The following is a 24,004-nucleotide window of genomic DNA, read 5'->3' as shown; positions in this document are numbered from 1 at the left end:
CGCCCTCAAACTCAGCCAACCGGAGCCGCACTCTGGGCTCCGGTGGCCGGCGTGGGCTTCGTTTTACCGGTCGGACCGGCTCACGTCCGGCCCCAGTCCGCCTTGTCGAGATCCACGCGGTCCTGCGTCTCGGTCATCCACCGCTTCAGCAGTTGCCGCAGCTCACGAACCTGGTGAGCATGCGACGCATCAGCGGCCAGGTTCTTCTGCTCCAGGGGGTCGGCCAGCAGGTCGAAGAGCTGCACCGTTTCCTGCCCCTTGACGTTATAGACGATGAGCTTCCAGCGATCGGTGCGCACCCCTCGTTGAAAGTCACGGTAGGCGAGAAACACGGAATCGCGGATCCTGGTCTTATGCCCCGTCAGCAGGGGCATTAGGCTGCGGCCTTCCACATTCGACGGCGCCTTCAGGGCGGCCGCATCGCACAATGTAGGGTAGAGATCCATCAGATAGCACAACGCGTCCGAGCGCTTACCCGCCGGCAACCCAGGTCCGCCCACGATCAGCGGCACGCGGATACTGTGGTCGTAGAGGCTCTGTTTGCCCATCAGTCCATGCTGGCCGAGCGCGAGGCCATTGTCGCCCGCCATGACAATAATCGTATTCTCGGCGCGGCCGCTTCTTTCCAGTGCCTGAACGACTCGGCCCATCTGTTCGTCTACTTCCGTGATCATCGCGTAGTAAGCCGCGATGTTCTGTTTGACGACGTCCGGTGTCCTGGGGAACGGCGCCAGCATTTCGTCGCGGATGCGCAGCTCCCCATTGTCGAAGGGATGTTGCGGAAGGAAATTGGCCGGCAGCTTGATGTCCTGCCACGGGTAGCGGTCCAGATAGCGCTTGGGCGCCATCCGCGGATCATGCGGGGCCGTATAGGCGACATACATCACGAACGGGTCGTCGCCCTTGTAACGATCGAGGAAGTCCACGGCCGAGTCCGAGAAGAGCTCGCTGGAGAACTTGGCTCCTGTGTAGCGCTTCTCCTTGGGATATTGGCCGGAAGCATCGTAATCGGCAATCGGGACCTTCAGATGATCGGACATGCCGCCGAAGAAGATGTTGCCTCCGTCGGCGAAGCACCGCGCATACAACGGCTCGCCATTGTGCCACTTGCCCGTGCCGAACGTGCGGTAGCCGTTCCTGCGGAACAACTCCGGGAACATCTCGAAGGGACGCGCCACGGAATCTGGCCCGCTACGCGGCGTCACGATGCTGTCCGTCACGTGGAATAGCGACTGCCCCGTCAGCAGCATGGCGCGGCTGGGGGAGCAAACTGCGGGGATGGTGCCGCCCATGATGCAGCCATGGGTGAACGTGGTGCCCCGGCTGGCGAGACGATCCATCGTGGGCGTCTGCACCTCTGGATTGTTGATCGCGTGCAAGGTGGAGAAGCGCTGATCGTCCGTGAGCAGGACGAGGATATTCGGCCGCTTCTTCGGTCCGGCGTCCAGGCGGGGAACCAGCCCGGCCGCCGCAGTCATGATCTGCCGGCGAGTGAAAGTCACGATGAAGCCTCTCCTAGAACATAACCTTGAGGCCCAACTGGATCTGGCGGGCCGTGCTGATAGTGGAACTCACCCTGCCAAACTGGGGGCTGGTGAATGTCGTCTGTGGAATTCCGAAAGTGGGATGATTCAGCAGATTGAACATCTCCACCCGCAGTTGCGTATGAACCAGCTCAGTGATCCGGTCTTCGCGGAAGAGCGAGAGGTCCAGATTCTCGAATCCGTCGGTCCTGAGCTGGTTCCGGCCGGAACTGCCGAAGGTGTACGTGGCTGGAGAGGCGTACGCCGCTTTGTTGAACCACGCTTCCGGCGTGGGATGGGCAAGGTGCGGGTCGCCCACCTGATTCGGGCGCGTTGTGTTGGCGCCGATGTTGGCGACGTCGACACCCATCGCGAGGCTGTACGGCTGGCCGCTGCGCAGCCCAACAATGGTGTTCATCTGCCAGCTTCCGGCGATGCGCGACGCCAATCCGCTGCTGATCCAGCGCTGCCCTTGTCCGAACGGTAGCTGGTAGACCAGGGCTGCCGTGAAATTATGCGGGATATCGTAGCCGGAGACAGAGCGGTCGGCATCCACATGATAAGGATCCTGCAGCGACTGGCTCTCCACTCCGAACTGTCCTGACGACGCCAGATCCATCGACTTGCTCCAGGTATAGGAAACCAGATAGGAGAGGCCGCGCGCGAAACGCTGCTCCGCCTTCACCTGCAGGCCGTGGTAGCCGCTCCGCCCGATGCTGCGGTCGTAGTTGGTGACTGGTGCATTCGGCCACAGCGCCCGCGGGCGCACGGCGCCGGGCCCGGGCGTAAGGGCTGTGTTGTAGTTGCCGCTCACGGGCGAGAACACATTGTGGGAGCCGACGTAGCCCAACGTCAGGTTGACGATGCCCTTCAGGTCCCTTTGCATCTCCAGGTTCCACTGCAGCGAGCGGGGGTTTCTGAAGTTGGGATCGAAGAAGAAGGCCGAGGCGTTCTCCGGCGTGGCCGTCGGCACCCGCGGATCGATTCCATTGAACGGATCGTTGATCGTGGCCTGCACCGTCGTGCGATTCTGATTCACCCCGCGGATCAGGTTCGTGCTGGGCCACGCGCCGCTGGCATTCTGGGCCTGCTGCATGACGCCGGCTTGCAGGTCGTAGAAAAGGCCCGCGCCCGCACGGACTACCCAGTTTGGGCGGACCATATATGCGACGCCCAGACGGGGGCCGAACATCTTGTAGTCGTCGCTACGGATCTTGTTGGAGCCCGTGAACCTTACATACTGGCTGACGTACGCCGAGTTCGGATCCGGCAGGCAGGGTGCGACCTGCGTGGCACTGCACGCAGGCGGCTTGGCGCTGCCCACGAGGAATTGCCCTGTGTTGAAGTCCCAGGTGGATGGGTAGTTCAGGCTGAAGGCCGGGTTGCGCAGCAGATCCCAACGGAGGCCGAAGTTCACCGTCAACGCACTGGTGACCTTCCACGAGTCCTGCGCATAGAAACTCCAGAGTTGGGACTCGTACTGATACGCGCGGTTGCGGTACTCCCACGTATCGTGCAGCCCCAGTACGAATGACGCCAGATCGTTGCCCGTGGTGCCGGGCGAATTCAGGTCGGCCGTCTGGATGGAGTTGAACGCGAAATTGCCATCGTATGTATCATCGGCGAACAACTGGCGAACCGCCTCCCCGCCGAACTTCAGGTTGTGGCGCCCCCGAATCAGAGAGAGGTCGCCCCGGTATTGATACCCTTCCTGCGGGCCCAGGAAATCGACGCGGCTGGTGAGGCTGCCCCAGGTGCTGGGCACTGCGATACCTGGCGCCGTCAGCCCGGTTCTGGCTGGGAACCCCTTGAACAAGCCCTCGTCGAACATGTTGCGGCTGGAGAGAAAAGGAACGCTGTTCTCAGTCAGGCCGCTGTAGCCGAAGAGCCCGGTGAGCAGCGTATTGGGTCCGAACAAATGGGTATAACCCAACCCCGCGTTCTTCGCGGGCCGTTCAATCACGTTCTGGACCCCGGGAATCACCTGGGCGCTGCTCACGTCCTGTGTGCCCCAGGAGTAGCGCGCCCAAAGCATGTCCGACTGCGAGAAGTTGTGGTCGACCCGCAGACTGTACTGGTCCGCCGGAAACGTCTGCGCCGCTGTGTTCCTGGAGTTGTAGGCCGGGTTGCCCGTGTCGATGGGGGCCGGCAGAATCGCCTTGGCCCACTGCTGGATGGACGAGTTCAGCATCGAGGTGGGGATGCGATTCGACGGAAATGGATCGCGCAGGTACTTGCTGGCGTTGCTCGGATCGGGTCTCGTGGAGAAGGGATCGAAAATGGGCCGGCTGGAGCTGCTGAAGTTGCCGCCCAGTTGATCGGCAGTGGGCACCACAGTCAGTGCGGAGGAGGTGTTCTTCTGGCGGTAGCCTTCATAAGAAAAGAAGAAGAACGTCTTGTCCCGCAGGATCGGGCCGCCCAGATTCGCGCCAAACTGGTTCTGGCGCAGCACCGGCTTGCTGGCGGTAAAGAAGCCGCGCGCGTCCAGGGCATCGTTGCGGACGAACTCATACACGCCCCCATGAAACTGGTTCGTGCCGCCGCGGGTCAGAATGTTGACGACACCCCCGCTCACCCCGCCGAACTCCGCCTGGTCGCTGTGCGACTGCACCTTGAACTGTGTGAGCGCATCGACATTCGGCGCTAGCGCGTAGGTGCCCATCCACGGAGCGTTGTTGTACACGCCATCCAGGGTGAATGAGTTGCTGCGGTTGCTCTGGCCGTTGATGGCCGGGAACACGATGGTACCCACCCGCTGCACCTGGCCTCCGCCGGAGTTCTGCCCCACGCTCACGGGTGTCGCGCCGGGCGTCAACGTCAGAAGTTGTGTAAAGTTGCGGCCGTTCAGCGGAAGGTCCGTGATCTTCTCCTGGGTGATGACTGTTCCGAGCTGGGCGTTACTGGCCTCAAGCGAGGCCGCTTCGGCACTCACCTGGACGCTGTCGCTCACCGCGCCAAGTGCCAGCTTAAAGTTGAGCGTGGCACGCTGATTCACATCCAGGTTCACATCGGAGACGACGGATTCCTGGAACCCTTGCTTGCGCACCTTCACCTGGTAACGTCCCGGATTCAGGTTCGCCGCCACGAAAACGCCTGATGCATTGGATTCCACGCTGCGCGGCACCTGGGTCTCGAGGTTAATGACGAGAATCTGTGCACCAGGCACCAGGGCGCCCACCTGGTCGGTAACCGTCCCATTGAGCTCCGCATTCTGCGTTTGAGCTGCAACCGGCGGTTGCGTTATTGTAAGGGCCACAACGGTGGCCACGAGGGCGAACAGGAATCGGATTGGGCGCAAGACATTGCGGCTGGGCTGCGACATAGCGAAACTCCTCTCGGATTTGTACGATAACCGGAGGGGCCGTGCTGTTGATAGGTAAGTCACTGACAAATCTTGTGCGACACATGTGAGTAACACGATAGGCACGCGATGACCGGAGATTCAGAGTCGGAGTTAACGCCCCTGGAGGAGTTAGGGCACGACGAGCGCGGCGCCCTCGCCGTGCGCATCCTGCAGAGCCGCGCGTTCGCAAAGTCCCCACGGCTCCGGGAGTTCTTCCACTTTGTCGCGGCCCGCACCATCCAGGGCCGCCAGGACCAGATCAGCGAACTGGAGATCGGCCGGCGGATCTTCGGGCGCGACGGCGGCTACGTCCCCTCCGAGGACAGCGTCGTCCGTGTCAGTGCTCGCCAGCTCAGGGCCAAGCTCAAGGACTACTTCGAGACCGAAGGCGCTTCAGAGACCTGGCAGGTGGAGATCCTCCGCGGCGGGTATGTTCCGGTGTTTACCCGGCGGCCGGAAGCGGAGCCCGCGCCTCCGCTGGTACCTCCACCCAGTGCTAGTTCGGCCCGGCGGCCCGTATGGGCGGCCCGGGTTCTCGTTGCCGCCGCGGCCCTGAATGTGATCCTCCTGGCGTGGCTGCTGGTGGATCGGTTCTCCTCCACTCGGCACCCCGCGTCGGAGTCCCAGCGCGCGCCCAATCTTGTCTCCTCCTTCCTGGACCGTTCGGACGGGCCGGTGAAAGTGGTGGTCTCCGACTTTTCCTATGTCTTAATGAGAACCATCGGGCACAACCCTCCGCTCTCCCTGGACAACTACTCCGCCTGGAACTACGAGAACCTGCGTCCGGAACCCAACGCGGACGAGCGCTTGCGGACGCTCTTTGACATCCTCAGAACGCACCGCATCACACGGCTCGGCGATCTGAATATTACGTCCCTGATCCAGAAGCAGTCCCGGACTCCGGACCGGATCCAGGTACGGCATGCCAGGGATGTGGCGGCGCGTGAGTTCAAGTCGGGCTGGCACATCCTGCTGGGCAACGCGCAATCCACCACCTGGATTGCCCTCTTCGAGGATCGCCTGAACTTCCAGTACATTCTCGAAAAAGGCAGGGCGGGCTTTCTCAATCGCCAGCCGCGAGGCAACGAGTTGCCCGCCTATCTGGCCAATCAGCCCGGCTCGGAGCAGGGAACCAACTATGGCCGTCTGGCCTACCTCCCGAATCTCAGCGGCCAGGGCGGTGTACTTCTGATCAACGGGGTGAACATGGTGACCATGGAGGCGGCCGGAGAGTTTGCGGCCAATCCCGGTTCAGCCGCGTCGATCCTCTCCGCCGTAGGGGCCACCCGGTTGGAAGATCTGCCCTATTTCGAAATGATGCTCGAAACCCACGCCGTGGACAACACCCCAAACCGTGCCCGCATCGTGGCAACTAGGGTCATCGGCCCGGCGCCGGGCCACCCGCGGTAACTGGAACGCGGATAGCCTGGCGTGCACCTGCCCGCAAGCCAAATTACGAGCCCTGCGGCTCCAGCGTGGACGGTGCGAACGTGACGATCTGTCCCAACTTGCCTTCCGGTGTAACGCGGATGGCATCGTGGCCCCGCACGCCCGGCGTCCCATCTGGAAGGATCAGTTGCCACTCCATCAGTGCTACGTCGTGGTGCTCAGAGACGCTGTGCAGGGCAAACCGCCCTCCGGGGACCTTCGCCTGAAAGTCGTTTATGTCGTCGATCACGACCTGATGGCCTGTTCCTTCCATCCTGGGAATGCGGTAGCTGATCTCTGTTTCCAGGACGGAGTCCAGAATACTGCGACGCTCCTGATCCGGGATCGCTGACCAGGCGGTAGCGTACCGTTTGTAAAGGTCTACTGCTTTCGATGGCATACTCTTGTTCTCCTGTCTGATGTTCTGATTGGTAAGCGACGGGCTAAGCCCGACCCAGTCCCCGAGCGTAAGCGACGGGCTAAGCCTGGCCCAGTGCCTGAGCGTAAGCGACGGGCTAAGCCCGGCTCAGTCCCTGAGCGTAAGCGACAGGCTAAGCCCGGCCCAGTCCCCGAGCGTAAGCGACGGGCTAAGCCCGGCCCAGTGCCTGAGCGTAAGCGACGGGCTAAGCCCGGCCCAGTCCCCGAGCGTAAGCGACGGGCTAAGTCCGGCCCAGTCCCTGAGCGTAAGCGACGGGCTAAGCCCGCCCAATCCCCGAGCGTAAGCGACGGGCTAAGCCCGGCCCAGTCCCCGAGCGTAAGCGACGGGCTAAGCCCGGCCCAATCCCCGAGCGTAAGCGACGGGCTAAGCCGGCCCAGTCCCCGAGCGTAAGCGACGGGCTAAGCCCGACCCAGTCCCCGAGCGTAAGCGACGGGCTAAGCCCGCCCAGTCCCCGAGCTTAAGCGACGGGCTAAGCCACCCAGTCCCCGAGCTTAAGCGACGGGCTAAGTCCGGCCCAGTCCCTGAGCGTAAGCGACGGGCTAAGCCCGGCTCAGTCCCTGAGCGTAAGCGACGGGCTAAGCCCGGCCCAGTCCCCGAGCTTAAGCGACGGGCTAAGTCCGGCCCAGTCCCTGAGCGTAAGCGACGGGCTAAGTCCGGCCCAGTCCCTGAGCGTAAGCGACGGGCTAAGCCCGACCCAGTCCCCGAGCGTAAGCGACGGGCTAAGCCCGGCCCAGTCCCCGAGCGTAAGCGACGGGCTCCCACCGCGTCTTTATCGGAATCCCGCATGACCCTCCGGGCCGCCAAAGTGAGGGAAGCCGCCACGAACCCCAATCGTCAAGGAGGGGTCCCCACCACGCCACGAACCGCGCACGGCAGTAAGCGGGCACCCGGCACAGTCGCGTCATAGACGCAGCGGCTCCCAGACTTGCGAGCCAGGCACTGCATCGTGCCGGCTTTCCCCTCTGGTTCAGAATACCGGGTCCAACTCACACCGTCGATAAGCGATGCACCGAATTCGTTTATCGAGCGTCCAATCCTGAATGGATCCCTTCGCCGATCTGATCGGTTTGCTAAGACCCCGGGCCACGCTGTGGGGACGCATCAAGGGCACTGGCAGATGGAGTGTTTCCTTTCGCAAGCGCGACGACCTTTTGTTCTGCTGGGTGGAAACGGGGGAATGCCAGCTGGCGCGTTCTCATCGGGATCCGGTTCTTCTCAGAACCGGAGACTTCGTTTTCATTCGGACCTCGTCGCCGTTCTCTCTGTCATCCGATCCGGAGCTCAAGCCGCAGGACAGCGAGGCAATCGTCGCGGCGACAGGAAGTACCGAGCTTGTGCTGGGCGAGACAACGGGTCCCTGTACTATGCTCCGCTGTGGCCGTTTCGTATTCGGCACGCCCAACGAAGCTCTGCTGTGGAGCTTCCTCCCCTCTCTCATTCATATCGCGGCTAACCAGCAGATCTCCTGGCGCCTGCGTTCCTTGCTCACCATGAACGATGCCGAAGGCCAACATCCAGGACCGGGCAGCGATCTCGTCGTCAGCCGCCTGATGGAACTAACCCTCCTGGAGCTGCTGCGTAGCGAGCTGCCGAGGCTGAAACCGGGAACAAAAGGTCTACTCTCCGGTCTTGCCGATCCGGTCATAGCCAAATCGCTCTCAGCGCTGCATCGCGAGGTCGCTGGCACGTGGACCGTGGCGGAGCTCGCACGGCTCTCCGGTGTCTCGCGATCCACGTTTGCGACTCGGTTTCGGGCGGTGATGGGACTCGGTCCCATTGAATACCTGGCGAATTGGAGGATCGCCTTGGCAAAAGACGAACTTTCCTGCGGAACAAAGGCCATCGGAGAGATTGCTCTATCCGTGGGTTTTCACTCTTCCAGCGCCTTCAGCACTGCGTTCACTCGAGCGGTAGGCTGCTCTCCAAAACGGTTTGCGACGCGCAGAGTGCACGTCAAATAGCCGATCCTTTCCCGCGTCGCCAGCAAGCCAGGTGTGAGCGTCCGGACCCGGCCGTCGCGTCCGAAGTGTCCATTTAGTCGATGGGGACAAGTATCCACTCAGCGAATAAGTGAATACTTCCGAGAGCGTCAGGGCGACGCCTGCCCCCTTCAAATACCTCTTTACTAGCAGCCTCCTACTCTATAGGCGCGCTCCGTCGTTGGGTTGGCGACGTGGGAGACCTCGCCCGCTCAATCCCCCGCGCTTTTGGCCAGGTCTTCGACCACTTCAATCATCTTCGTCAGGTCGCTGGGGAAGCCATGCCTCGCCTCCAGGCAGGCCGGGCTGTTGTAGGTGAGCCAGACATCGCCAGCCGCATCTTCTGAGACCAGGATCTTTAGCGGAAGATCGAGAGCGGCACTCGAGGAGGCAAGCATGATCGGCGTGCCCGCTTTAGCATTGCCGAAGATCAGCAATTTGGTGTTCGGCATGCTCAGGCCGGCCTTTCCGGCTTCGCCGCTGTGGTCGATCACCGCAAACAGGGAGATGCCCCGGCTTCTGAGTTGGTCCTGCAGCCTGCGCAGCGTCTGTTCCACTGAATAGTGGCTTTGCCGCATCACAATTCCAGAACGTCGCGGTAGCTCCATCCTGGGAGAGTAGCAGCCTCAGCCGGAGCACTCTTTCCAAATGGTGCGATCCTTGCTGATAACTGCGCCGCTTTGGTTCGCGCAAGCCGCCGCGCCCGGCCAACCTTCCGGCTGTCGAACTCCGCGCATCCTCCAGTCAGAATCGCACCTTTATGGAAGTCGCCAGCCGATGATTGCCGTAGTGTTGTCCCTACGAGGCTCGCTCCTGTCAAGCGGGAGCAGGCGATGGAGAACAGAACGATGACCACCGTCGAGAACCCTACGCGCACTCAGTACCCTGTTTGTTGCAAGACCGTTCGCGTGAATGATCTGGACATCTTTTGCCGCGAAGCGGGTCCCGAAAGACTGCCTGTGATTCTGCTCCTCTACGGTTTCCCCGCTTCGTCCAACACGTTTCCCAACCTGATCCCGAGGTCGGCCGGCTCCTTCCGCCTGGTGGCTCCGGGCTATCCCGGCTATGGACCAAGCCGCATGCCGGACCACTCCGTCTTCGAGTGCACGTTCGAAAACTATGCCAAGGTGATCAACGCCTTCGTGCAAGCGATCGGACTCGGCTGGCCCTGCCTGCAACACAGGGGTGGACCAGCCGGTTTCCCGAAAGTAATCGATAGCTGCACGGTTGCATCTGCCGGCTTTCGCGGCAACAGGCAGTACCTCACCACCGGAACCTGGATGACTGACAATCGGGCGGCGTTGATTATGGCCGTCACTCCGGGCGGTGTCGAGATTCAAGGCGCCGGCATCCTCCGCAACCAGTTCATGGCTTGGATGGGTGCTCCTGCCGAGGCCGCAGCGGCTGTGGTCCCCCACCGCCGTCTGGGCAAGCCGGAGGACATTTCGGAGAGGGCTGCGTTTCCGTTGACCCCTCGAGCGGGCTGGATCACCGGCCAGAACTACTTCGGCAACGGTGGCTTGGCGTTCTAGCAAGCTGATGGAGCCCGGTGTGCGCCCTCTGACCGCCGCCGGGAAGCGAGTTCCGTGAACTCAGGGGTCTGATAGCAGCGGCCATTTTGAACGACAACACCTAACCAAAGGAAAGAACCATGGGAAAGATTCTCGTCACGGGCGCAAGCGGAAACCTCGGAAAGAAGACGCTTCGCCAACTGCTGAAACGCAAGCCTGCAAGTGAATTAGTCGCGCTGGTCCGCGATCCGGAGAAGGGAAAGGAACTGGCCGCGCTGGGCATCGCGGTGCATCAGGGCGACTACCTCGACGCGGAATCGCTCAGACGCGCTTTCACGGGCGTTGAGAAGGTGATGCTCACCTCGACACACGCCTTTACTGACCGCAAAACCGCGCACGCCAACGTCATCAATGCTGCCGCGGAAGTCGGAACCAGGCACATCGTCTATATGCCGATCAACCGCAAGCCGGGTTCCACTTACGTGCTTCAGGAAGTGACGGAAGAAGACATCTTCACGGAAAAGCTGCTCCAGTCGTCGGGTCTTGTCTACACGCTCGTAAAGCATCCACCCTTCCTGGAATCTATCAGCCTCTACATTGGGCTGAATGCGCCCGGGACCGGCGTTCGTCTGCCGGAAGGCAACGGTAAATTCACCGCCGCCTCTCGCGATGATCTGGCCGAAGCCCACGCCGTCGTCTTGACTGAGCCCGGCCACGAGAACAGGACTTACTCTCTGACCGGCACGCAGGCGGTCTCTTTCCCCGAGACTGCCAGGATCCTCTCCGAGATCCTGGGTAAGCACGTGCCCTTCATTCCTATCTCCGAGCAGGAATTCATCGACCTCAAAGTGGCCGATGGTCTTCCAGGCTTCGTCAGTAAGTTTATGCTCGGCTGGGTGCAGGGCATGGGCGCTGGCGAGTGGTCGGAGCAGGGCGGCGATTTGGAGAAGCTCATCGGACGCAAACCCCAGACGGTGACGGAATACCTGCGCGAAACGTATGGCGCCGTCGCTAAAACTCCGGCCTCCAATAGGCCGAACCAGGATCTGGCCAAATGAAAATTGGCTTTATCGGCGCTGGCGTCGTCGCCCGGACGCTCGCGAAGCATGTGCTCCCTTTCGGGCATAAGGTCCTGCTCAGCAACTCACGCGGACCTGAATCGCTAGCCTCACTCGTGACAGAACTGGGGTCCGGCGCTACGGCGGGCATGCCCCAACAGGCGGCCGACCAGGACATTGTCGTTCTCGCTACCAACTGGCCGAGAGTCCAGTCGGCCCTGTTCTCGCTTCCTGACTGGAAAGGCCGCGTTCTCGTCGACGCTACCAATCGCGTTGCGGGATACAGCCCTTTGGTCTTGGGGGACATCTCAGGGCGGACCTCCAGCGAAATCGTGGCGGATCTCGCTCCGGGTGCCAAAGTCGTCAAGGCATTCAACTCCGTGCCCATGTCTTGGATCTCTGACTTTTCCTCAACCAAGCCGAGCACCGTCCTCTTCATCTCCGGTGACCATCCGGACGCCAAGAAGCCAGTCAGCGACCTGATCGAACAGGCCGGCTTCTCCTGCATCGATCTCGGCTCGCTCGCCATCGGCGGACGGCTCCAGCAGCTTGGTGGCCCGCTTGCCGGAGTCCGGCTGACATTGAGCGAAAGGTTCGTTCCATGAAAGTTCTTGTCTATAGGAACGCCCATACACTCGAAAACTGCGCCATTCCGCTCCTTGCTGTCCCGGAGCCCGTACTTCGCGATTCCGGCGTCTCGGTCGAAGTTCGTGCGATTGGCGTCAACCCGGTGGAGACTCTTTCCGCGGGGTCCGCAGCTCCGCTCCCGGAGAGAGCATCCTTCCCGGCTGGGCGTTCGCGGGCGTCGTGATCCACGCCGCTTCTTCGGTCGAAGGCTCTAAGACTGGCGGCCGGGTTGAGTGGAAGTCGTAGACGGCGAGCTGGGAATGGGGCTGTCACCTCATCCCCGCTCAAGCTCACGGATTCGTTTGCCGCAAGCACCCCGTTCCACTTCGAGAGATTAAACCGGCGTTACGTGGCGGGCCCGTTCATGCCCTACACGAAGGCCTCACTGGCGGGTGCCTCGACAGTGAGCCCTGGCCGCAGACACTCGGGCTGCGCCTTCCTCGCCAACGGCCGGTACCGCCCGGTCCGCAAGGGCGAGGCGGTGAATCAGATCGTGGAGGGCGCCCACCGGGTAAAGCGCGAGATCGCAATCCGACTGCCTTCCGGCAAGCCGCGCCATCCATTGTTATGGCCGATTGAACTTGAGAGCAACCTCCAGTCGCCGATCCTGTTCCAGCCCAACGGGGCCTTCGAGGTCTTCTACCGCGACAAGGCGGACCACCGCGCGCCCAACGAGACGCCCCGGTCCGCGCCGGGTGCTGCCGTGAATGGAGCCGCGCGTTCCATCGCGCCGAAGGCGCGCCCCGCCGCCGGCGGGCGCAATGTAAAGTGATAATTATCTCTGCCGGTGCTCGCAAGCGGAAAGAATAACGAGATGAAGATCAGATACTTCGGATTAGCCATTGTGGGTTTGTGGCTCGCAATCGTCGGCGTGCCGGCCGGACTGGCGGGCAGCGACATCCGCTATCTGCCCGACAAGCCGGGCTTCTGGCAGCCCCTGCGCTACCTGGGCGAGCACGGCGCCGGCGCGACCGCGGCTGAGGCGCAGCAGATTACGGCCAATTTGAAGGCAATTCAGGCCGTGCTGATGGCAACTCCCATCGGAACCAATCCGGTCGGCTTCTATTACCTGCCTGCACCCATGTGGACCAGCACCCGGGGCAACCGTCCGATTCTCCAGGGACTCGGCATCTACCCCCTGACATTCGTGGAGTTTCTCAGGAATGGCGTGTGGACGCTGGACATGCACGGGGAAACAGCCTCCATGGAGTACAGTCTCAATCTGTTATCGGATATTGAGCGGGTCAGCTCGAAGGTCTTCGATGAGACGGGCCCGGATGGTGTCCAGCATCCCATCTACACCGCACCTCCGAAAGCGGGCTCTTTGGGTGGATTTCCCATCTATGGAGACACCCTGTTCATTGCCCGGCCCGGCCGCGAATTCTTTGTCCCGATCTCTGTGCAGCGCGCCCTGAAAGCAGCCATGGTGGTCTACGCCACGAACCGTGACGCCGCCGAGCGTGAACTGGTGGAAAGAAAGAAGCGCAATCTGGAATTCAAGTCCGGCGAGGCCGACGACTATGAGCAGAAAGAGCTGGCCAAATTTGAAAAACAGTGGGGCTACCTGCGTTCCAGCGATGTGAAGGACTACGAAGAGCATAAGCGTCAGTGGATGGCGCCCGTGCTGCGCCAGCGCCAGGAACACGAGGCCGCGGCAGCTCCGCCCGTCCGCGGCAACAGGGACAGTGAGTGGTATTTCAATGCGATTGACGGCTATGCCAACGCGCAGAAGCGGCTCGCGTCATTGTCCGCGGAGGAAGCCTCCGCGCCTGCCTGCTATCAGCCGCTCGACCTGCGGCTCCCCTATGCCATGCGGGGCGAAGTTCATCGGAGCACAGGCGACCCCGCCTGCCTTCCGCTGGTGGTCACCAATCCCAATTACTACGACCGCACCCTGCCGCGCACGGCGCCGCAACTGATGACCGTCACCAGCATCACGCGCTGCGTCAAGCCCAGCGGCGACACATTCGTTGCCCCCTCCGGACCCATCTCCGCAGGAGGCTGCGCAGTTCACGCCAGAATGTGGCAGCAAGTGAATTGGCAGGGGCTGGCCGATATCCTCGTCAAATAGCGCCGGCTCTCGGAGCCTTTCCGGAAGACGGCAGATAGCACCCGCCGCCCGTCGCCGTCGCCAGTCCATTGAAGACCCGGGACAGGCCATAGGAGCGATCCTGCGGTACTCTCGATGACCAGGCGATGGCCGCCCCCGATGGTGATAGGTCGCTGGCTCCTCCCGCCCGCAGTCCACGACTGCGCGTTCGTAGACAACCTTTGCGTCGGTTAGGAAAAGTTGCCCTGCGGCCTCAGTTGGCACTGAAGATCGTCGATTCTGGCAAGCCATCACCCAGAGGCGAGGGGCTGTCGCTCTCGCACGACCTATATCTTCTGTCAGACGATACAATCTAGTACCGCTGCAAGCCCGCGCTTCTCGTAGGGCCTCCGGGATCCGTGCTTGCGAGACCCCCTTCCAGCCTGGTGCCCGCCGACTCCAAACCGATCGGACGTTACAATGTAGCGCCTTCCGGCGTGACGAAGATTCGAGCTCCAGAGGGGTGTACAGGGAGGGCCCCTTCTCCAGCGCTAGCATGCTCCCCCTGAAGAGGATAGTTGATACGCTGTTGTCAGATATGACAACATCTCTCCAGGGGCGCTTCCTCCGGTATGACGCGAAAAACCCTGCCTGTCTCGTGGGTGAAGGCGGCATTGAGAGAGTTTGAGACTTTTCCGGAGGCGGCCCGGACGATTTGTCTCACGGCGATCACCATCGCGGCCGAAGGTGGCAAGTCGGACCTGGCAAGGCCGATGCACGGCCTCAGTTCCGGTGTCTTCGAGATTGCCTGGCGTTCAAGGGCGATGCCTTCCGCGTGGTCTACGCGGTGCAGATCGCCAATGAGATATGGGTCGTGCATGCCTTCCAGAAGCAATCCACACAGGGCATAAAGACACCCAAACGCGAAATTGACCTGATCAAGGACCGGCTGAAACGGATGAAGGAGATGTTGCGATGAAGGGCGAACTGGAGATCGTGCGTGGCAGCGGCAACGTGTTCCGCGATCTTGGGCATGCCAACGCCGATGTGGAACAATTCAAGGCGCTGCTAGCTGCCGAAATCATCAAAATGCTCGACAAGGAGAGATTAACCGTACGCAAGGCGCATGACCGCACCGGCATCGCGGCGGCCGACTTCTCCCGCATCCGAAACGCAGACCTCGGGCGCTTCACCGTTGATCGGCTCATGTCGATCATCAACCGCCTGGGCTCGCGCGTGGAGGTGAAAATCCGCGTCAGGCGCATGGAAGCCGCCGAGCCGGTTTCGGCCTGACGCCCGGTCCGGCGGAAGTACTGGAAAGGCTGTCCTCTTTTCGTCCCCTTTTCGAGTTGCCACCGGGCATCACGGCTGCGTCGGTATTCAAGATTAGGGTGCAGCCTGGGACGCGAATGTTCGAAGGCTCTGCGGCTCCACATTTCGGTTACCTGGTTGGCGGCAACCAGGTGTACCCGCAACAAGTGGATCCAGCCTGGGTTGTGAGATAAGCATGCAACGTGAGATCCCAAATTCTATTGAAACCAGCAGGATCGCGGATGCAATCTGCCGCGATCTTTCTAAGGCGAAAACAGGTACGCCACGTTTCTGGGGCGTCTGGTTCGGTCGGCCGTATGATAGCTTCCTAAAATTGGCACGATGTCGGGCTGATGCGAATGTTCTTCATCTTTATTTCGACGACGACGAGCACTTGACCATTTGGACACCGAGCGGATTGGTGTTTGATAAATCTACGTTCCGAATCGCTGATGCGGATCGAGTACTGTGGGAGTGGTTCTATTACGGCAGGCCAAAGACATCGTCGAATCTCCTTTTTGAGGATTACGTCAAATCCAGCATAGGTGTGGATGCCAGGACAAACGTTGACTGGTATAGCAGTCTGTGGCGGAAGTCCCGCTTGCCGCGCGGCAAGGGCTTGCGAGGCCATGGCGCGAAGAGCCGGCCGAACTAGTGCCGGCCACTCGGAGGCCGGCTCGACACTGCCATGGGCCGCAACCCCTTGTCGCCCTTTGGGTCCGCCCCGCCGCCGGCCCTCCTCCCAGAAAAAGGCGACTCTCTTCGGAGCGGCTTCGAAATTGCACTTGGGCTGCCATTGTAGTACCGGCGGCCGTGCGAACGCGGCTGGGCGACTTCCGCCACAGGCTGCTGGTCCAGCCTTGAATCCAGATGCGTCGCAACCAGCGGTAGAAATCCTCTAATGATCCCAGGATGAAGAATGGCCTCGATTATCGTGTAGCTCGATAGTGCTGCGAGAAGGCTGACGGCCCGAGAGGTGGTCGGAATGAGATCTATCGCAAAACGTGGCCTGGAAGGAAGCCGGGCGCTTCCTCGACAGGGAATACCCTCGGCGTCCACCTTTCCCCAAACCACAAAAAACGAAAGGCTTGTCGGCCCACTCCTCTTTCGAGAACAACTTCCAGGTCATGGCCGCGATGCCCACTGCCGGCTCCCACCCTTCTGCCGCCATCCCGGCCCAAGCCCTCCCTTTACACTCCAATTCCGTATGATGTGGGGTGACATGACCCACAAGGACCCCGCACAGGGGGCGAGCCCGAGCCGGAGAGCCTTCACGGTGGCGGTGGCAGGTGTGCCGGCGGCCCTCGCACAACAGACGCCTCAGCCGCCGCCGGCTTCCGCCTCGGAAACCGCGGTGCAGAATCCGGTTCCTCCCGGAGTGCGTCCCCCCACCGGAGAGGCACCGTTGTTCGCCCAGCCGCTAGTGTTCACTCGTAAGGAAGCACCGCGCCGGGCCTTGCCGTTTTCCCTGACTCAGGTTCGCCTGCTGCCGGGTCCTTGCCTCGAGGCGTCGGAGGCCAACCGGGCCTACATGCTGCGCCTGGGGGCGGATCGCCTCCTCCATACCTTCCGCCTCAACGCCGGGTTGCCGACGTCCGCGAACCCGCTGGGTGGATGGGAGGATCCGAAGTCTGAACTGCGCGGCCATTTCACCGGACACTACCTCTCCGCGTGCGCTCTGCGCTTCGCGTCCGCGGGCGATCTGGAACTCAAGGCTCGCGGCGACGAGATCGTGGCCGGCCTGGCGCGCTGCCAGGAAGCGTTGTCCGCGGGCGGCTATCTGAGTGCTTTCCCAATCGAGCTGTTCAACCGGCTGGAGCAAGGGAAACGCGTGTGGGCGCCGTTTTATACTATCCACAAGATCATGGCCGGCCTGCTCGACATGTACCTCCATGCGGGTAACCGGCAGGCCCTCGAAGTCGCTTCCAGGATGGCGGACTGGGCGGATCGCTGGAGCGATTCGAAGGGGCTGCGCCCCATGCAGCAGATTCTTAAGGAAGAGTTCGGCGGCATGAATGAGGTGCTGTACAACATGGCTGCCGCTGCACACGAGGATCGCTGGGCCACCGCCGGCGACCGCTTCCACAAACTGGCCTTTGTCACCCCGTTGGCCGAACGCCGCGACGAACTTCGCAATCTGCACACCAACACCCACATCCCCCAGGTCATCGGGGCCGCACGCCGCTTCGAACTCACCAGCGACGTGCGCTTCCGGGATGCGGCCGAGTTCTTCTGGTATTCCGTCGTCTCGGCGCGCACGTACGCCACCGGAGGCAGCAGCAATGCCGAGGCCTGGCTCACCAATCCAGGCCGCCTTTCTCTCGAATGGAAAGCCTCGACGCACCACCAGGAATGCTGCTGCGCTTACAACATGATGAAGCTCACGCGGCAGTTGTACTCCTGGAGCGGCGATCCGCGCTATTTCGATTACTACGAGCGCAACCTGTTCAACCACCGCCTGGGCACCATCGAGCACGCCACCGGTCACTCCACTTACTTCCTCTCCTTGGCGCCGGGCGCCTGGAAAACGCTCAATACGGACGATCAGTCGTTTTGGTGCTGCACGGGATCAGCGCTGGAAGAATTCGCCAAGCTGAACGACAGCATCTACTTCTACGGGCCGGATGGCATCACCGTGAACCTGTTTGTGGCTTCGGAACTGAATGCCACCCAGCAGGGAGTTCGGCTGCGCCAGGAAACCAGGTTTCCGGATGAGCCTTTAACCGGGATTGTCATCCAGGCGACGCCGGCAGCGGCCTGGACCCTGCGGCTGCGAATCCCCGCCTGGACCACTTCCGCCCGCGTCAAGGTCAACGGCAAGGCCATCGAAGCGACGCCCCAGGCCGGCAGCTACCTGAGTCTCACACGCGCATGGAAGAAAGGGGACCGCATCGACCTGGAAATGCCGATGCGATTGACCGTCGAATCGCTTCCTGACGATCCCGGCCTGCAGGCGTTCCTCTACGGGCCCATCGTTCTCGCCGGCGATCTCGGCATGGCAGGCCTCACCGAGGATCTCATCCGGAACAAGCAGGGCCCGCAGGTTTCCAAGGCTCCGATCGAGGTCCCGGCGCTCCGCGCCTCCGGTGCGGCCCCGGAGGACTGGATCAAGCCCGACGGGTCATCTCCGCTCTCCTTCCGGATTGCCGGGTCCAACCCGCCCATCGCGCTGAAGCCGCTCCATCGGCTGTGGGGTCGCTTTGCGGTCTACTGGAGGGTCTCCGGATAACCGCAGTCGATCTCCGTTACTGCACGCGCACCGTGACTTGCGCCTCCGACGCCTGGAACAAGGCACTTCCGGGGAACCGGATGGTGAACGCGTGCTGCCCCAGCGGCAGAATCAGGTTGGTGATCGACCCGTTCACCAGAATGCTGGTCGGCAGGATTGTGTTGCTGCTTCCATCGACGATCGTACCCGCGATCCCGGCCGGAATGGTGGGCACAGGCAACTGCTGCACCAACACACCGTTCTCCCGTAGCTCTATGCCGCTCCCCAGCGAAGTTCCGCCGGGAATCGTCACGCCCTGATTGTTGACGGTCAGCGTGTATCCGATCGAGAACGGATTACTCACGGTGGCCGCCACCCGCGTCGTCATCGCCGTGGAGACAGGCGACATCGCAACGGCAACGGACGCCTGGGACGACAACAGGTCCCCGCTTTGGTCGTAGGTGAACGCCAGGTTGCGCGTATTGAACGGGAGCAGAACGTTGGCCGTGCCTTGCGCAACCCCCAACCCAGTCGGATCGGGCGTGAGCAGGATGGTACCCGCGGCCCGTCCGTCTGCCAGCACGTTCACGTTTCGATTGACGATGCCCACGGAGTTCGGCCACGTCAGGCGCGCAGTCAGCGCACTCGGTGTTCCCATCACGAACGTGCCCGGCGGGGAGACGGCCTGCAGACCCGTAGGAGCGCCACTGACCTGCGCGCACGGCAGCGTAGCGAGCCCGGCGACGGGGCGGTACCGGGCGTCTCCGGAATAGGCCGCATCGAAACAGACAAATCCACTGCGCCGGTCGGCGATAGTGGGCGTATAGCTGAACGCCGCGGCCGACAGGGGGTACGACGGCACGGCGCTGAACACGGGAGCGCCGGGGCCCTGCAAAGCGGCCGAAGAGGGGGTGCCGTTCGCCGCTTTCACCGTGCCCTCTCCTGTGGGCCGCAGCGCAGGGTCGATGGTCAGGTTCAGGCCGGTGAGATCGGGCCCGGCGGGAGCAACGTTCAGCGTGAGCGGGGACGGCGTGGCCAGCCGCATGGCCCCAAAGGTGAGCGACATCGATGGGATAGCGCTCACCACCACCTGCGAGGTCGAGGCGGAGGCCGGCTCCAGGAAAAGATTGCCACCGTACGTGGCGTTCAGCGAGGCGATTCCGGAGGCTCCCGTATCCTTGCCCGCAAGAGGACAACAGATCGTGTTCTCGGTCGAGAAGGAGGCGGCAGTGGCGGAAATGCTCTTTGACAGGGTGACACCGCCGGTTGTGAGGTTGAGCGTCCCCGAGAAGGCCACGTTGCCCCCATCGGCAGTCAGCGTGGCGCGGGTGGCAACCGGTTGCCCAGCGACCACCGCGCCGGTCAGCCCGGTCACCACCAGGGAGGGGCGCAACTTGACGTTGAAGCGCACCTGGACGCTGATGATCTGGGTCGGGGAAACAGTCGCCCGCAGGGTCAGGACAAACGTGCTGCCGATGTCGGAACGCCCAAGGTCCACAACGGGCGTGCTGGGGAGATTGCCGTTCACCAGCGTCCCGAACGTCGAGATCAGGCGCGCATTGGAAGCGATCGATTTCCCGCCCGCGTCGATCTGGGTCAGGTCGAAGCTGATGCGGCCGTTGAGAGCGGAGACGCCAGTCGATCCGCTGACGAGGGCGCGTTCCAGCGGGTGATAGGTGCTTTGCGATGGCCGGAACGAGGGATTGGGCAGCACGCCGCAGGCACTGCTCGGTCCGTTGTCGTCGCGGCCCCCCAGGGCAAGAATCGTCCCGTCCGCCAGAACGACACCCGCCAGGTCCGTGCGGGCGACGGTGAGGGATCCGGCTGGCTGGACTGAATCCGAGGAAGGGTCAAACAACTCCGAGGAGCCCAGTGGCTGTGCGGCCGCCGAGCCGCTGGTAATCAGAACGAAGCCGTTTGTGTCCGACAACAGCGCCGTATGATTCCGGCGCGCCACGCTGAGCGTCGCCCCCAGAAGTTGGAAGGTGTTCGTCTCGGGGCTCCAGATATCGAGAGTGTTCAAGTCCGACGCTCCATCGGTCCCGCCCGCCAGCAGGACGCGGCCATCGAACAGGGCGGTCGCGGAATGCTCCGCGCGGGGCATGGACAGCGTCAGGGCTGTCACTGCCCCCGTTTCCGGATCCAGGATTTCGGCCGTATTCAACGTACCTGCATCGCCGGTGCCTCCGGCAATCAGGAGGCGGCCGTCCCGGAGAAGGGTGACGGAACTCCGTTGCCGCGGCGTCAGTGCGGTGGGCAGAATGCTGATCGTGGACGTGTCCGGATCGAACACTTCCACCTCGCTGGCTCTGCCGGCCAGGATCAGCACCCGGCCATCGGAGAGAGGGGTCACGGTGGTGCCTTCTGCACGCAGGACCGTGGAATCGAACGAGGTCCAGGTGTCGAGGGAAGGCTCGTACAGTTCGATACCGGCCGCCCCGCCGCCGGCAATCAGAATCCGGCCGTCCTTGACGAGTGCGCAACCGTGGCTCGACCGCGCTGCATTCATCGGCGCGGCGTCCGCGAAGCGCTCCTCCGGCACGAACTGATAGATCTCAACCGACGAGAGTGCCGCCTCGGCGGTGCCTCCGGTGACCAGGACACGTTCATCCGCCATGCGCACCGCACAGGCTCCGGAACGCGCCTGCTTCAGCAGCGCAGTGGCCCGCCAGTTCCAGTTGTCAGCGGCTGCTGGCGGGATGAGCGCGCCCGCGAAGACGAAAACCAGGATGGCGCGCCGGCGGATCCGGGCGAGCGCCTGTCGAAACGGAGCACAACTCAAAAGGTGAGAAGGGGATGGTCTGCGTACTGGCAAGATGGCACATTCCTTTCACTGAATCCCGGCGCATCGATGGCAGGTGAGAGGTACAGCGGCGTGATTCGTACAAACTTCGTAAGATTCTAACCGGGATTCTGTTCGCCTCGTCCTCAATTCGGAGAGCGGGCGAACGGTCATTCGATAGGCAATCCAGGGCGCCTGACCATTCCGCACACTCAGGAGCCGCCCACGCCCAAGCTGGTGCCAGTCCGCCAGCGGACGGAGTGCGATCGCCTGTGGACGATGTGCAGGTTTGAAGCGGGACAGCGAGGCAATCGTCGCAGCGACAGCAAGTACCTTGCTGGTGCCTCCTGGCGAGACAACGGGGAGCTCGCACGACTCTCCGGTGTCTCGCGATCCACCTTGGGAGCATGAGCCTCGCAGGATTCTTTACAAAACCTCCATCTACACAAACAACCGCTGGCAATTATGCTGGTGCGCCAGCATTCCTTTTCCTTCAACAACGTAGTTCGTCGTCGCCCGCAGCCCGCCAGATTGACTGAGCAGGCCGGATTCGACGGTGTAATGATCAAGGAGATTTGACCATGTGGCTTCGAGAAATCTGTGCGGCCGTCATCGGGCTGTCGCTCTACTGCCTGTCCGGATGGGCACTTCAAGATCCTGTCTCATCGCAGGCAACATCGAGCAACGAACAGTTTCGAACCCTACAAGATCAGTTGCAGGTCAAGAGCGATGACGATCTAAAACGCTACACCCCTGAATTTCGGGATCGGCTGACGAGGCAGGTAAAGGCGCTGCTGGTGCGCCATATCGTCGACAGCCTGAACCACGACGAAAAGGACATGGCAGCGCTCCGGCAGACACTGAGCAAACTCGATCCTAGGCATATGGGCGACGAGTACAGCCAGGCGCCGTACGTTTTCCAGACAAAAATTCAGGGAGAGCCGGTGGTCGTCACCGGATTTCTGCTCCTGCGAGGAGGGTCCGGATCCTATGATACGAAGGTGATCGTGCAGGCCTTCCGGCGGAACACTTCGGGTTGGCAATGCGTGGCCGAGACTGGCGACGATCTGGACCACCATGAACTACTCATGAAGGAACTTCCGTCGCAACGGGCAGGCGAAGCTTGGTTTCTTGCCTACGGCAACCTAACGGGAGCGAATGGCCGGTTTGTCCGCATCCGAGGCTACAGCTTTGACGGCGAAAAATTCTCCACGCTATGGGCGCCGCCGATGCGGATCAGCGCGGAAATTGAAGTGAGGGGGGGCATGATCACCGTCCACTCTGTCGACGAACACCAGTACTACGAACTCCGCAAGCCCCCCTATGAGCGAGTCGAGAAGTTCCTCTTGACGGTGCAAGGCGTTGAGCTTCTGTCGTCCATCTTGAAAGAGTGAGCAAGGAGCGTGACCCCCGGCGCATGGCGATCGGCACGCGCGCTCTATGGTCGAACGGCGTGGGAGTTTAACCGTGATCTCGCCTGGAAGGCGGACCGGGTGTCCCCTTTTCCCTTTCAACAACCCTCCTTCTGGCTGCAATCTGTGTGCATCTGCGTTCATCTGTGGCTAAAACTCGCGCTCCGATTGGTGAGAGGTTGCGCTCGCTTGCGGAACTCGGTTAGTGGGCCACAGATGGACACAGCTACACACGGATCGGAGGTTGAGTTTAGAAAGGCGGCGACCGGCCAACGCCGAAGCTCACCGATTCGTTTGGCGCAATCACTCCGTTCCACTTCGAGAGATTCAACCGGCGTTACGCGGCGGGCCCATTCATGCCCCACGCGAAGGCATCACTGGCGGGCGCCTACAGGAACGTGGACAGCCTGGCGTGCACCTTTCCGCAAGCAACTGAAAAAGAAAGGCTTACTGACCCAACCTCTCGACCGTTTGGCGTAAGACACCCTGGAGCCCGGCTGCCCGCCACATTCATCAATAGCCCCCAACTTCTGAGAATGCAATAGCTTGCCGGACCTCAATAACCCCGCCTTCCACCGGCGGCATGCCTCAAAGTACGGATTCAATTGACCCCAAGCGCCACTGGGACGGGTCACCCTCCGCTGGTGAGCTTCGGCGAGAACATACGCCAGGGATGACTGAGCGGAGGCCAACTGCGGCCATCTCCGTTCATCGCGCTCACCCATCACGATTCCGCTGCGCACAGTGGATCACCCCACACCCGCCACCCCCATCGACTTCTCCCTCATTTCCACACGTTAAGCTTCGTTCATCACGCAACAATCACAAATTTCTTCTCCCCTACAATCAACACATTGCAGACATTCCCTTCCTAAATCCTTGGTCCACGCCCCTTAAGAATGGGTATAGAGGACATTTCACATGAACAGCCCCGAACCAGTCGCTGGCGCCTTGCCGGAAGCCGGCCTGCTGGCCATCCGCCCCATCCAGTCGGTGCACTGAACCCAACGCACTCACGAACAGAAACCCGGAAAGCACCCGACCCATGCCCCCAACCCAGATCTCCGAGAAGCGCCTCGCTGCCAACCGAGCCAACGCCCAAAAATCCACCGGCCCGCGAACCGCCCAGGGCAAAGCCAAAGTCTCCGACAACGCCCGCCGCACGGGAGCCTACAGCGAAGACCACCGCATGCCGCCCCGCATCGAGGCCCACTTCCGAGCCCTCGCCGAGGCCCGCACGCAAAACCTGGCCGATCCGACCCTGCGCGACCTCACGTACGAATGGCACATGCTCCACGGCCACCTCACCCTCCACGAGAGCCGCGAACGCGCCCTCTTCAATGCTGGTCTTGAA

At 62.0% G+C, this 24,004-nt stretch carries 17 protein-coding genes; 12 read left to right on the top strand and 5 right to left on the bottom strand.

Annotated elements, in window-relative coordinates; all coding sequences use genetic code 11:
- Positions 1–80 precede the first annotated feature (80 nt).
- Together IRI77_RS10360 and IRI77_RS10355 are read right to left on the bottom strand one after the other, a co-directional pair.
- A complete protein-coding gene (locus IRI77_RS10360; protein WP_194451997.1) occupies positions 81–1,502 on the bottom strand; it encodes a sulfatase-like hydrolase/transferase in 1,422 nt (473 codons plus the stop codon).
- A gap of 13 nt (positions 1,503–1,515) precedes the next feature.
- On the bottom strand, positions 1,516–4,845 hold the full coding sequence (locus IRI77_RS10355) for a TonB-dependent receptor (protein ID WP_194451996.1): 3,330 nt from the start codon (positions 4,843–4,845) through the stop codon (positions 1,516–1,518).
- 108 nt (positions 4,846–4,953) lie between these two features.
- Here IRI77_RS10355 and IRI77_RS10350 point away from each other — a divergent pair, with 108 nt between their 5' ends.
- On the top strand, positions 4,954–6,276 hold the full coding sequence (locus IRI77_RS10350; protein WP_194451995.1) for a hypothetical protein: 1,323 nt from the start codon (positions 4,954–4,956) through the stop codon (positions 6,274–6,276).
- 43 nt (positions 6,277–6,319) lie between these two features.
- On the opposite strand, the gene IRI77_RS10345 is transcribed toward IRI77_RS10350, so the two are convergent.
- A complete protein-coding gene (locus tag IRI77_RS10345; RefSeq protein ID WP_194451994.1) occupies positions 6,320–6,694 on the bottom strand; it encodes a hypothetical protein in 375 nt (124 codons plus the stop codon).
- A 1,079-nt stretch (positions 6,695–7,773) separates the two neighbouring features.
- On the opposite strand from IRI77_RS10345, the gene IRI77_RS10340 reads away from it, so the two are divergent.
- Positions 7,774–8,694: an AraC family transcriptional regulator gene (locus IRI77_RS10340; protein ID WP_194451993.1), complete on the top strand. Its 921-nt coding sequence runs from the start codon at positions 7,774–7,776 to the stop codon at positions 8,692–8,694.
- A gap of 230 nt (positions 8,695–8,924) precedes the next feature.
- On the opposite strand, the gene IRI77_RS10335 is transcribed toward IRI77_RS10340, so the two are convergent.
- Positions 8,925–9,290 (bottom strand): DUF302 domain-containing protein, encoded by a 366-nt coding sequence (locus IRI77_RS10335; protein ID WP_228486674.1) that lies wholly within the window; start codon positions 9,288–9,290, stop codon positions 8,925–8,927.
- A 255-nt stretch (positions 9,291–9,545) separates the two neighbouring features.
- Here IRI77_RS10335 and IRI77_RS10330 point away from each other — a divergent pair, with 255 nt between their 5' ends.
- The 9 genes from IRI77_RS10330 (at position 9,546) to IRI77_RS10290 (ending at position 18,477) form a co-directional block, all read left to right on the top strand.
- The gene (locus IRI77_RS10330; protein WP_194451991.1) at positions 9,546–10,244 is read left to right on the top strand and encodes an alpha/beta fold hydrolase; all 699 of its coding nucleotides are present in this window, start codon (positions 9,546–9,548) and stop codon (positions 10,242–10,244) included.
- A 119-nt stretch (positions 10,245–10,363) separates the two neighbouring features.
- Positions 10,364–11,281 carry an SDR family oxidoreductase gene (locus tag IRI77_RS10325; RefSeq protein WP_194451990.1) on the top strand — a complete coding sequence of 306 codons (918 nt, stop codon included), beginning with the start codon at positions 10,364–10,366 and terminating at the stop codon, positions 11,279–11,281.
- Positions 11,278–11,886, top strand: coding sequence for an NADPH-dependent F420 reductase (locus tag IRI77_RS10320; RefSeq protein ID WP_194451989.1), 609 nt, complete (start codon positions 11,278–11,280; stop codon positions 11,884–11,886). The genes IRI77_RS10325 and IRI77_RS10320 overlap by 4 nt, the downstream gene beginning before the upstream one ends.
- 386 nt (positions 11,887–12,272) lie before the next feature.
- A complete protein-coding gene (locus IRI77_RS10315; protein ID WP_194451988.1) occupies positions 12,273–12,680 on the top strand; it encodes a hypothetical protein in 408 nt (135 codons plus the stop codon).
- Between the two features lie 42 nt (positions 12,681–12,722).
- Complete coding sequence (locus tag IRI77_RS10310; protein WP_194451987.1) at positions 12,723–13,979, top strand: hypothetical protein; 1,257 nt, start codon at positions 12,723–12,725, stop codon at positions 13,977–13,979.
- A 673-nt stretch (positions 13,980–14,652) separates the two neighbouring features.
- Positions 14,653–14,916, top strand: a complete 264-nt coding sequence (locus IRI77_RS10305) for a type II toxin-antitoxin system RelE/ParE family toxin (RefSeq protein WP_228486673.1) — start codon at positions 14,653–14,655, stop codon at positions 14,914–14,916.
- Positions 14,913–15,230, top strand: coding sequence for a helix-turn-helix domain-containing protein (locus IRI77_RS10300; protein WP_194451986.1), 318 nt, complete (start codon positions 14,913–14,915; stop codon positions 15,228–15,230). Before IRI77_RS10305 ends, IRI77_RS10300 begins: the two co-directional genes overlap by 4 nt.
- Before the next feature lie 214 nt (positions 15,231–15,444).
- The gene (locus IRI77_RS10295) at positions 15,445–15,903 is read left to right on the top strand and encodes a hypothetical protein (RefSeq protein ID WP_194451985.1); all 459 of its coding nucleotides are present in this window, start codon (positions 15,445–15,447) and stop codon (positions 15,901–15,903) included.
- Between the two features lie 567 nt (positions 15,904–16,470).
- Positions 16,471–18,477, top strand: a complete 2,007-nt coding sequence (locus IRI77_RS10290) for a glycoside hydrolase family 127 protein (protein ID WP_194451984.1) — start codon at positions 16,471–16,473, stop codon at positions 18,475–18,477.
- A 16-nt stretch (positions 18,478–18,493) separates the two neighbouring features.
- Here IRI77_RS10290 and IRI77_RS10285 read toward each other — a convergent pair whose 3' ends face one another.
- Positions 18,494–21,271, bottom strand: a complete 2,778-nt coding sequence (locus IRI77_RS10285; RefSeq protein ID WP_194451983.1) for a Kelch repeat-containing protein — start codon at positions 21,269–21,271, stop codon at positions 18,494–18,496.
- Between the two features lie 548 nt (positions 21,272–21,819).
- Here IRI77_RS10285 and IRI77_RS10280 point away from each other — a divergent pair.
- Positions 21,820–22,632 (top strand): hypothetical protein, encoded by an 813-nt coding sequence (locus IRI77_RS10280; protein ID WP_194451982.1) that lies wholly within the window; start codon positions 21,820–21,822, stop codon positions 22,630–22,632.
- The last annotated feature ends 1,372 nt before the right edge of the window (positions 22,633–24,004 follow it).

This window comes from Paludibaculum fermentans (assembly GCF_015277775.1).
Taxonomy (GTDB): Bacteria; Acidobacteriota; Terriglobia; order Bryobacterales; family Bryobacteraceae; genus Paludibaculum; species Paludibaculum fermentans.
This window is presented reverse-complemented; position numbering and strand designations above follow the sequence as displayed.

What these genes read in the sequence shown, in the direction of transcription:
- IRI77_RS10330 (WP_194451991.1), top strand. Translation starts at nt 9,546, where the DNA reads ATGGAGAACAGAACGATGACCACCGTCGAGAACCCTACGCGCACTCAG.
- IRI77_RS10280 (WP_194451982.1), top strand. Translation starts at nt 21,820, where the DNA reads ATGTGGCTTCGAGAAATCTGTGCGGCCGTCATCGGGCTGTCGCTCTAC.
- IRI77_RS10315 (WP_194451988.1), top strand. Translation starts at nt 12,273, where the DNA reads ATGCCCTACACGAAGGCCTCACTGGCGGGTGCCTCGACAGTGAGCCCT.
- IRI77_RS10295 (WP_194451985.1), top strand. Translation starts at nt 15,445, where the DNA reads ATGCAACGTGAGATCCCAAATTCTATTGAAACCAGCAGGATCGCGGAT.
- IRI77_RS10355 (WP_194451996.1), bottom strand. Translation starts at nt 4,845, where the DNA reads ATGTCGCAGCCCAGCCGCAATGTCTTGCGCCCAATCCGATTCCTGTTC.
- IRI77_RS10320 (WP_194451989.1), top strand. Translation starts at nt 11,278, where the DNA reads ATGAAAATTGGCTTTATCGGCGCTGGCGTCGTCGCCCGGACGCTCGCG.
- IRI77_RS10345 (WP_194451994.1), bottom strand. Translation starts at nt 6,694, where the DNA reads ATGCCATCGAAAGCAGTAGACCTTTACAAACGGTACGCTACCGCCTGG.
- IRI77_RS10350 (WP_194451995.1), top strand. Translation starts at nt 4,954, where the DNA reads ATGACCGGAGATTCAGAGTCGGAGTTAACGCCCCTGGAGGAGTTAGGG.
- IRI77_RS10335 (WP_228486674.1), bottom strand. Translation starts at nt 9,290, where the DNA reads ATGCGGCAAAGCCACTATTCAGTGGAACAGACGCTGCGCAGGCTGCAG.
- IRI77_RS10290 (WP_194451984.1), top strand. Translation starts at nt 16,471, where the DNA reads ATGACCCACAAGGACCCCGCACAGGGGGCGAGCCCGAGCCGGAGAGCC.
- IRI77_RS10325 (WP_194451990.1), top strand. Translation starts at nt 10,364, where the DNA reads ATGGGAAAGATTCTCGTCACGGGCGCAAGCGGAAACCTCGGAAAGAAG.
- IRI77_RS10340 (WP_194451993.1), top strand. Translation starts at nt 7,774, where the DNA reads ATGGATCCCTTCGCCGATCTGATCGGTTTGCTAAGACCCCGGGCCACG.
- IRI77_RS10310 (WP_194451987.1), top strand. Translation starts at nt 12,723, where the DNA reads ATGAAGATCAGATACTTCGGATTAGCCATTGTGGGTTTGTGGCTCGCA.
- IRI77_RS10300 (WP_194451986.1), top strand. Translation starts at nt 14,913, where the DNA reads ATGAAGGGCGAACTGGAGATCGTGCGTGGCAGCGGCAACGTGTTCCGC.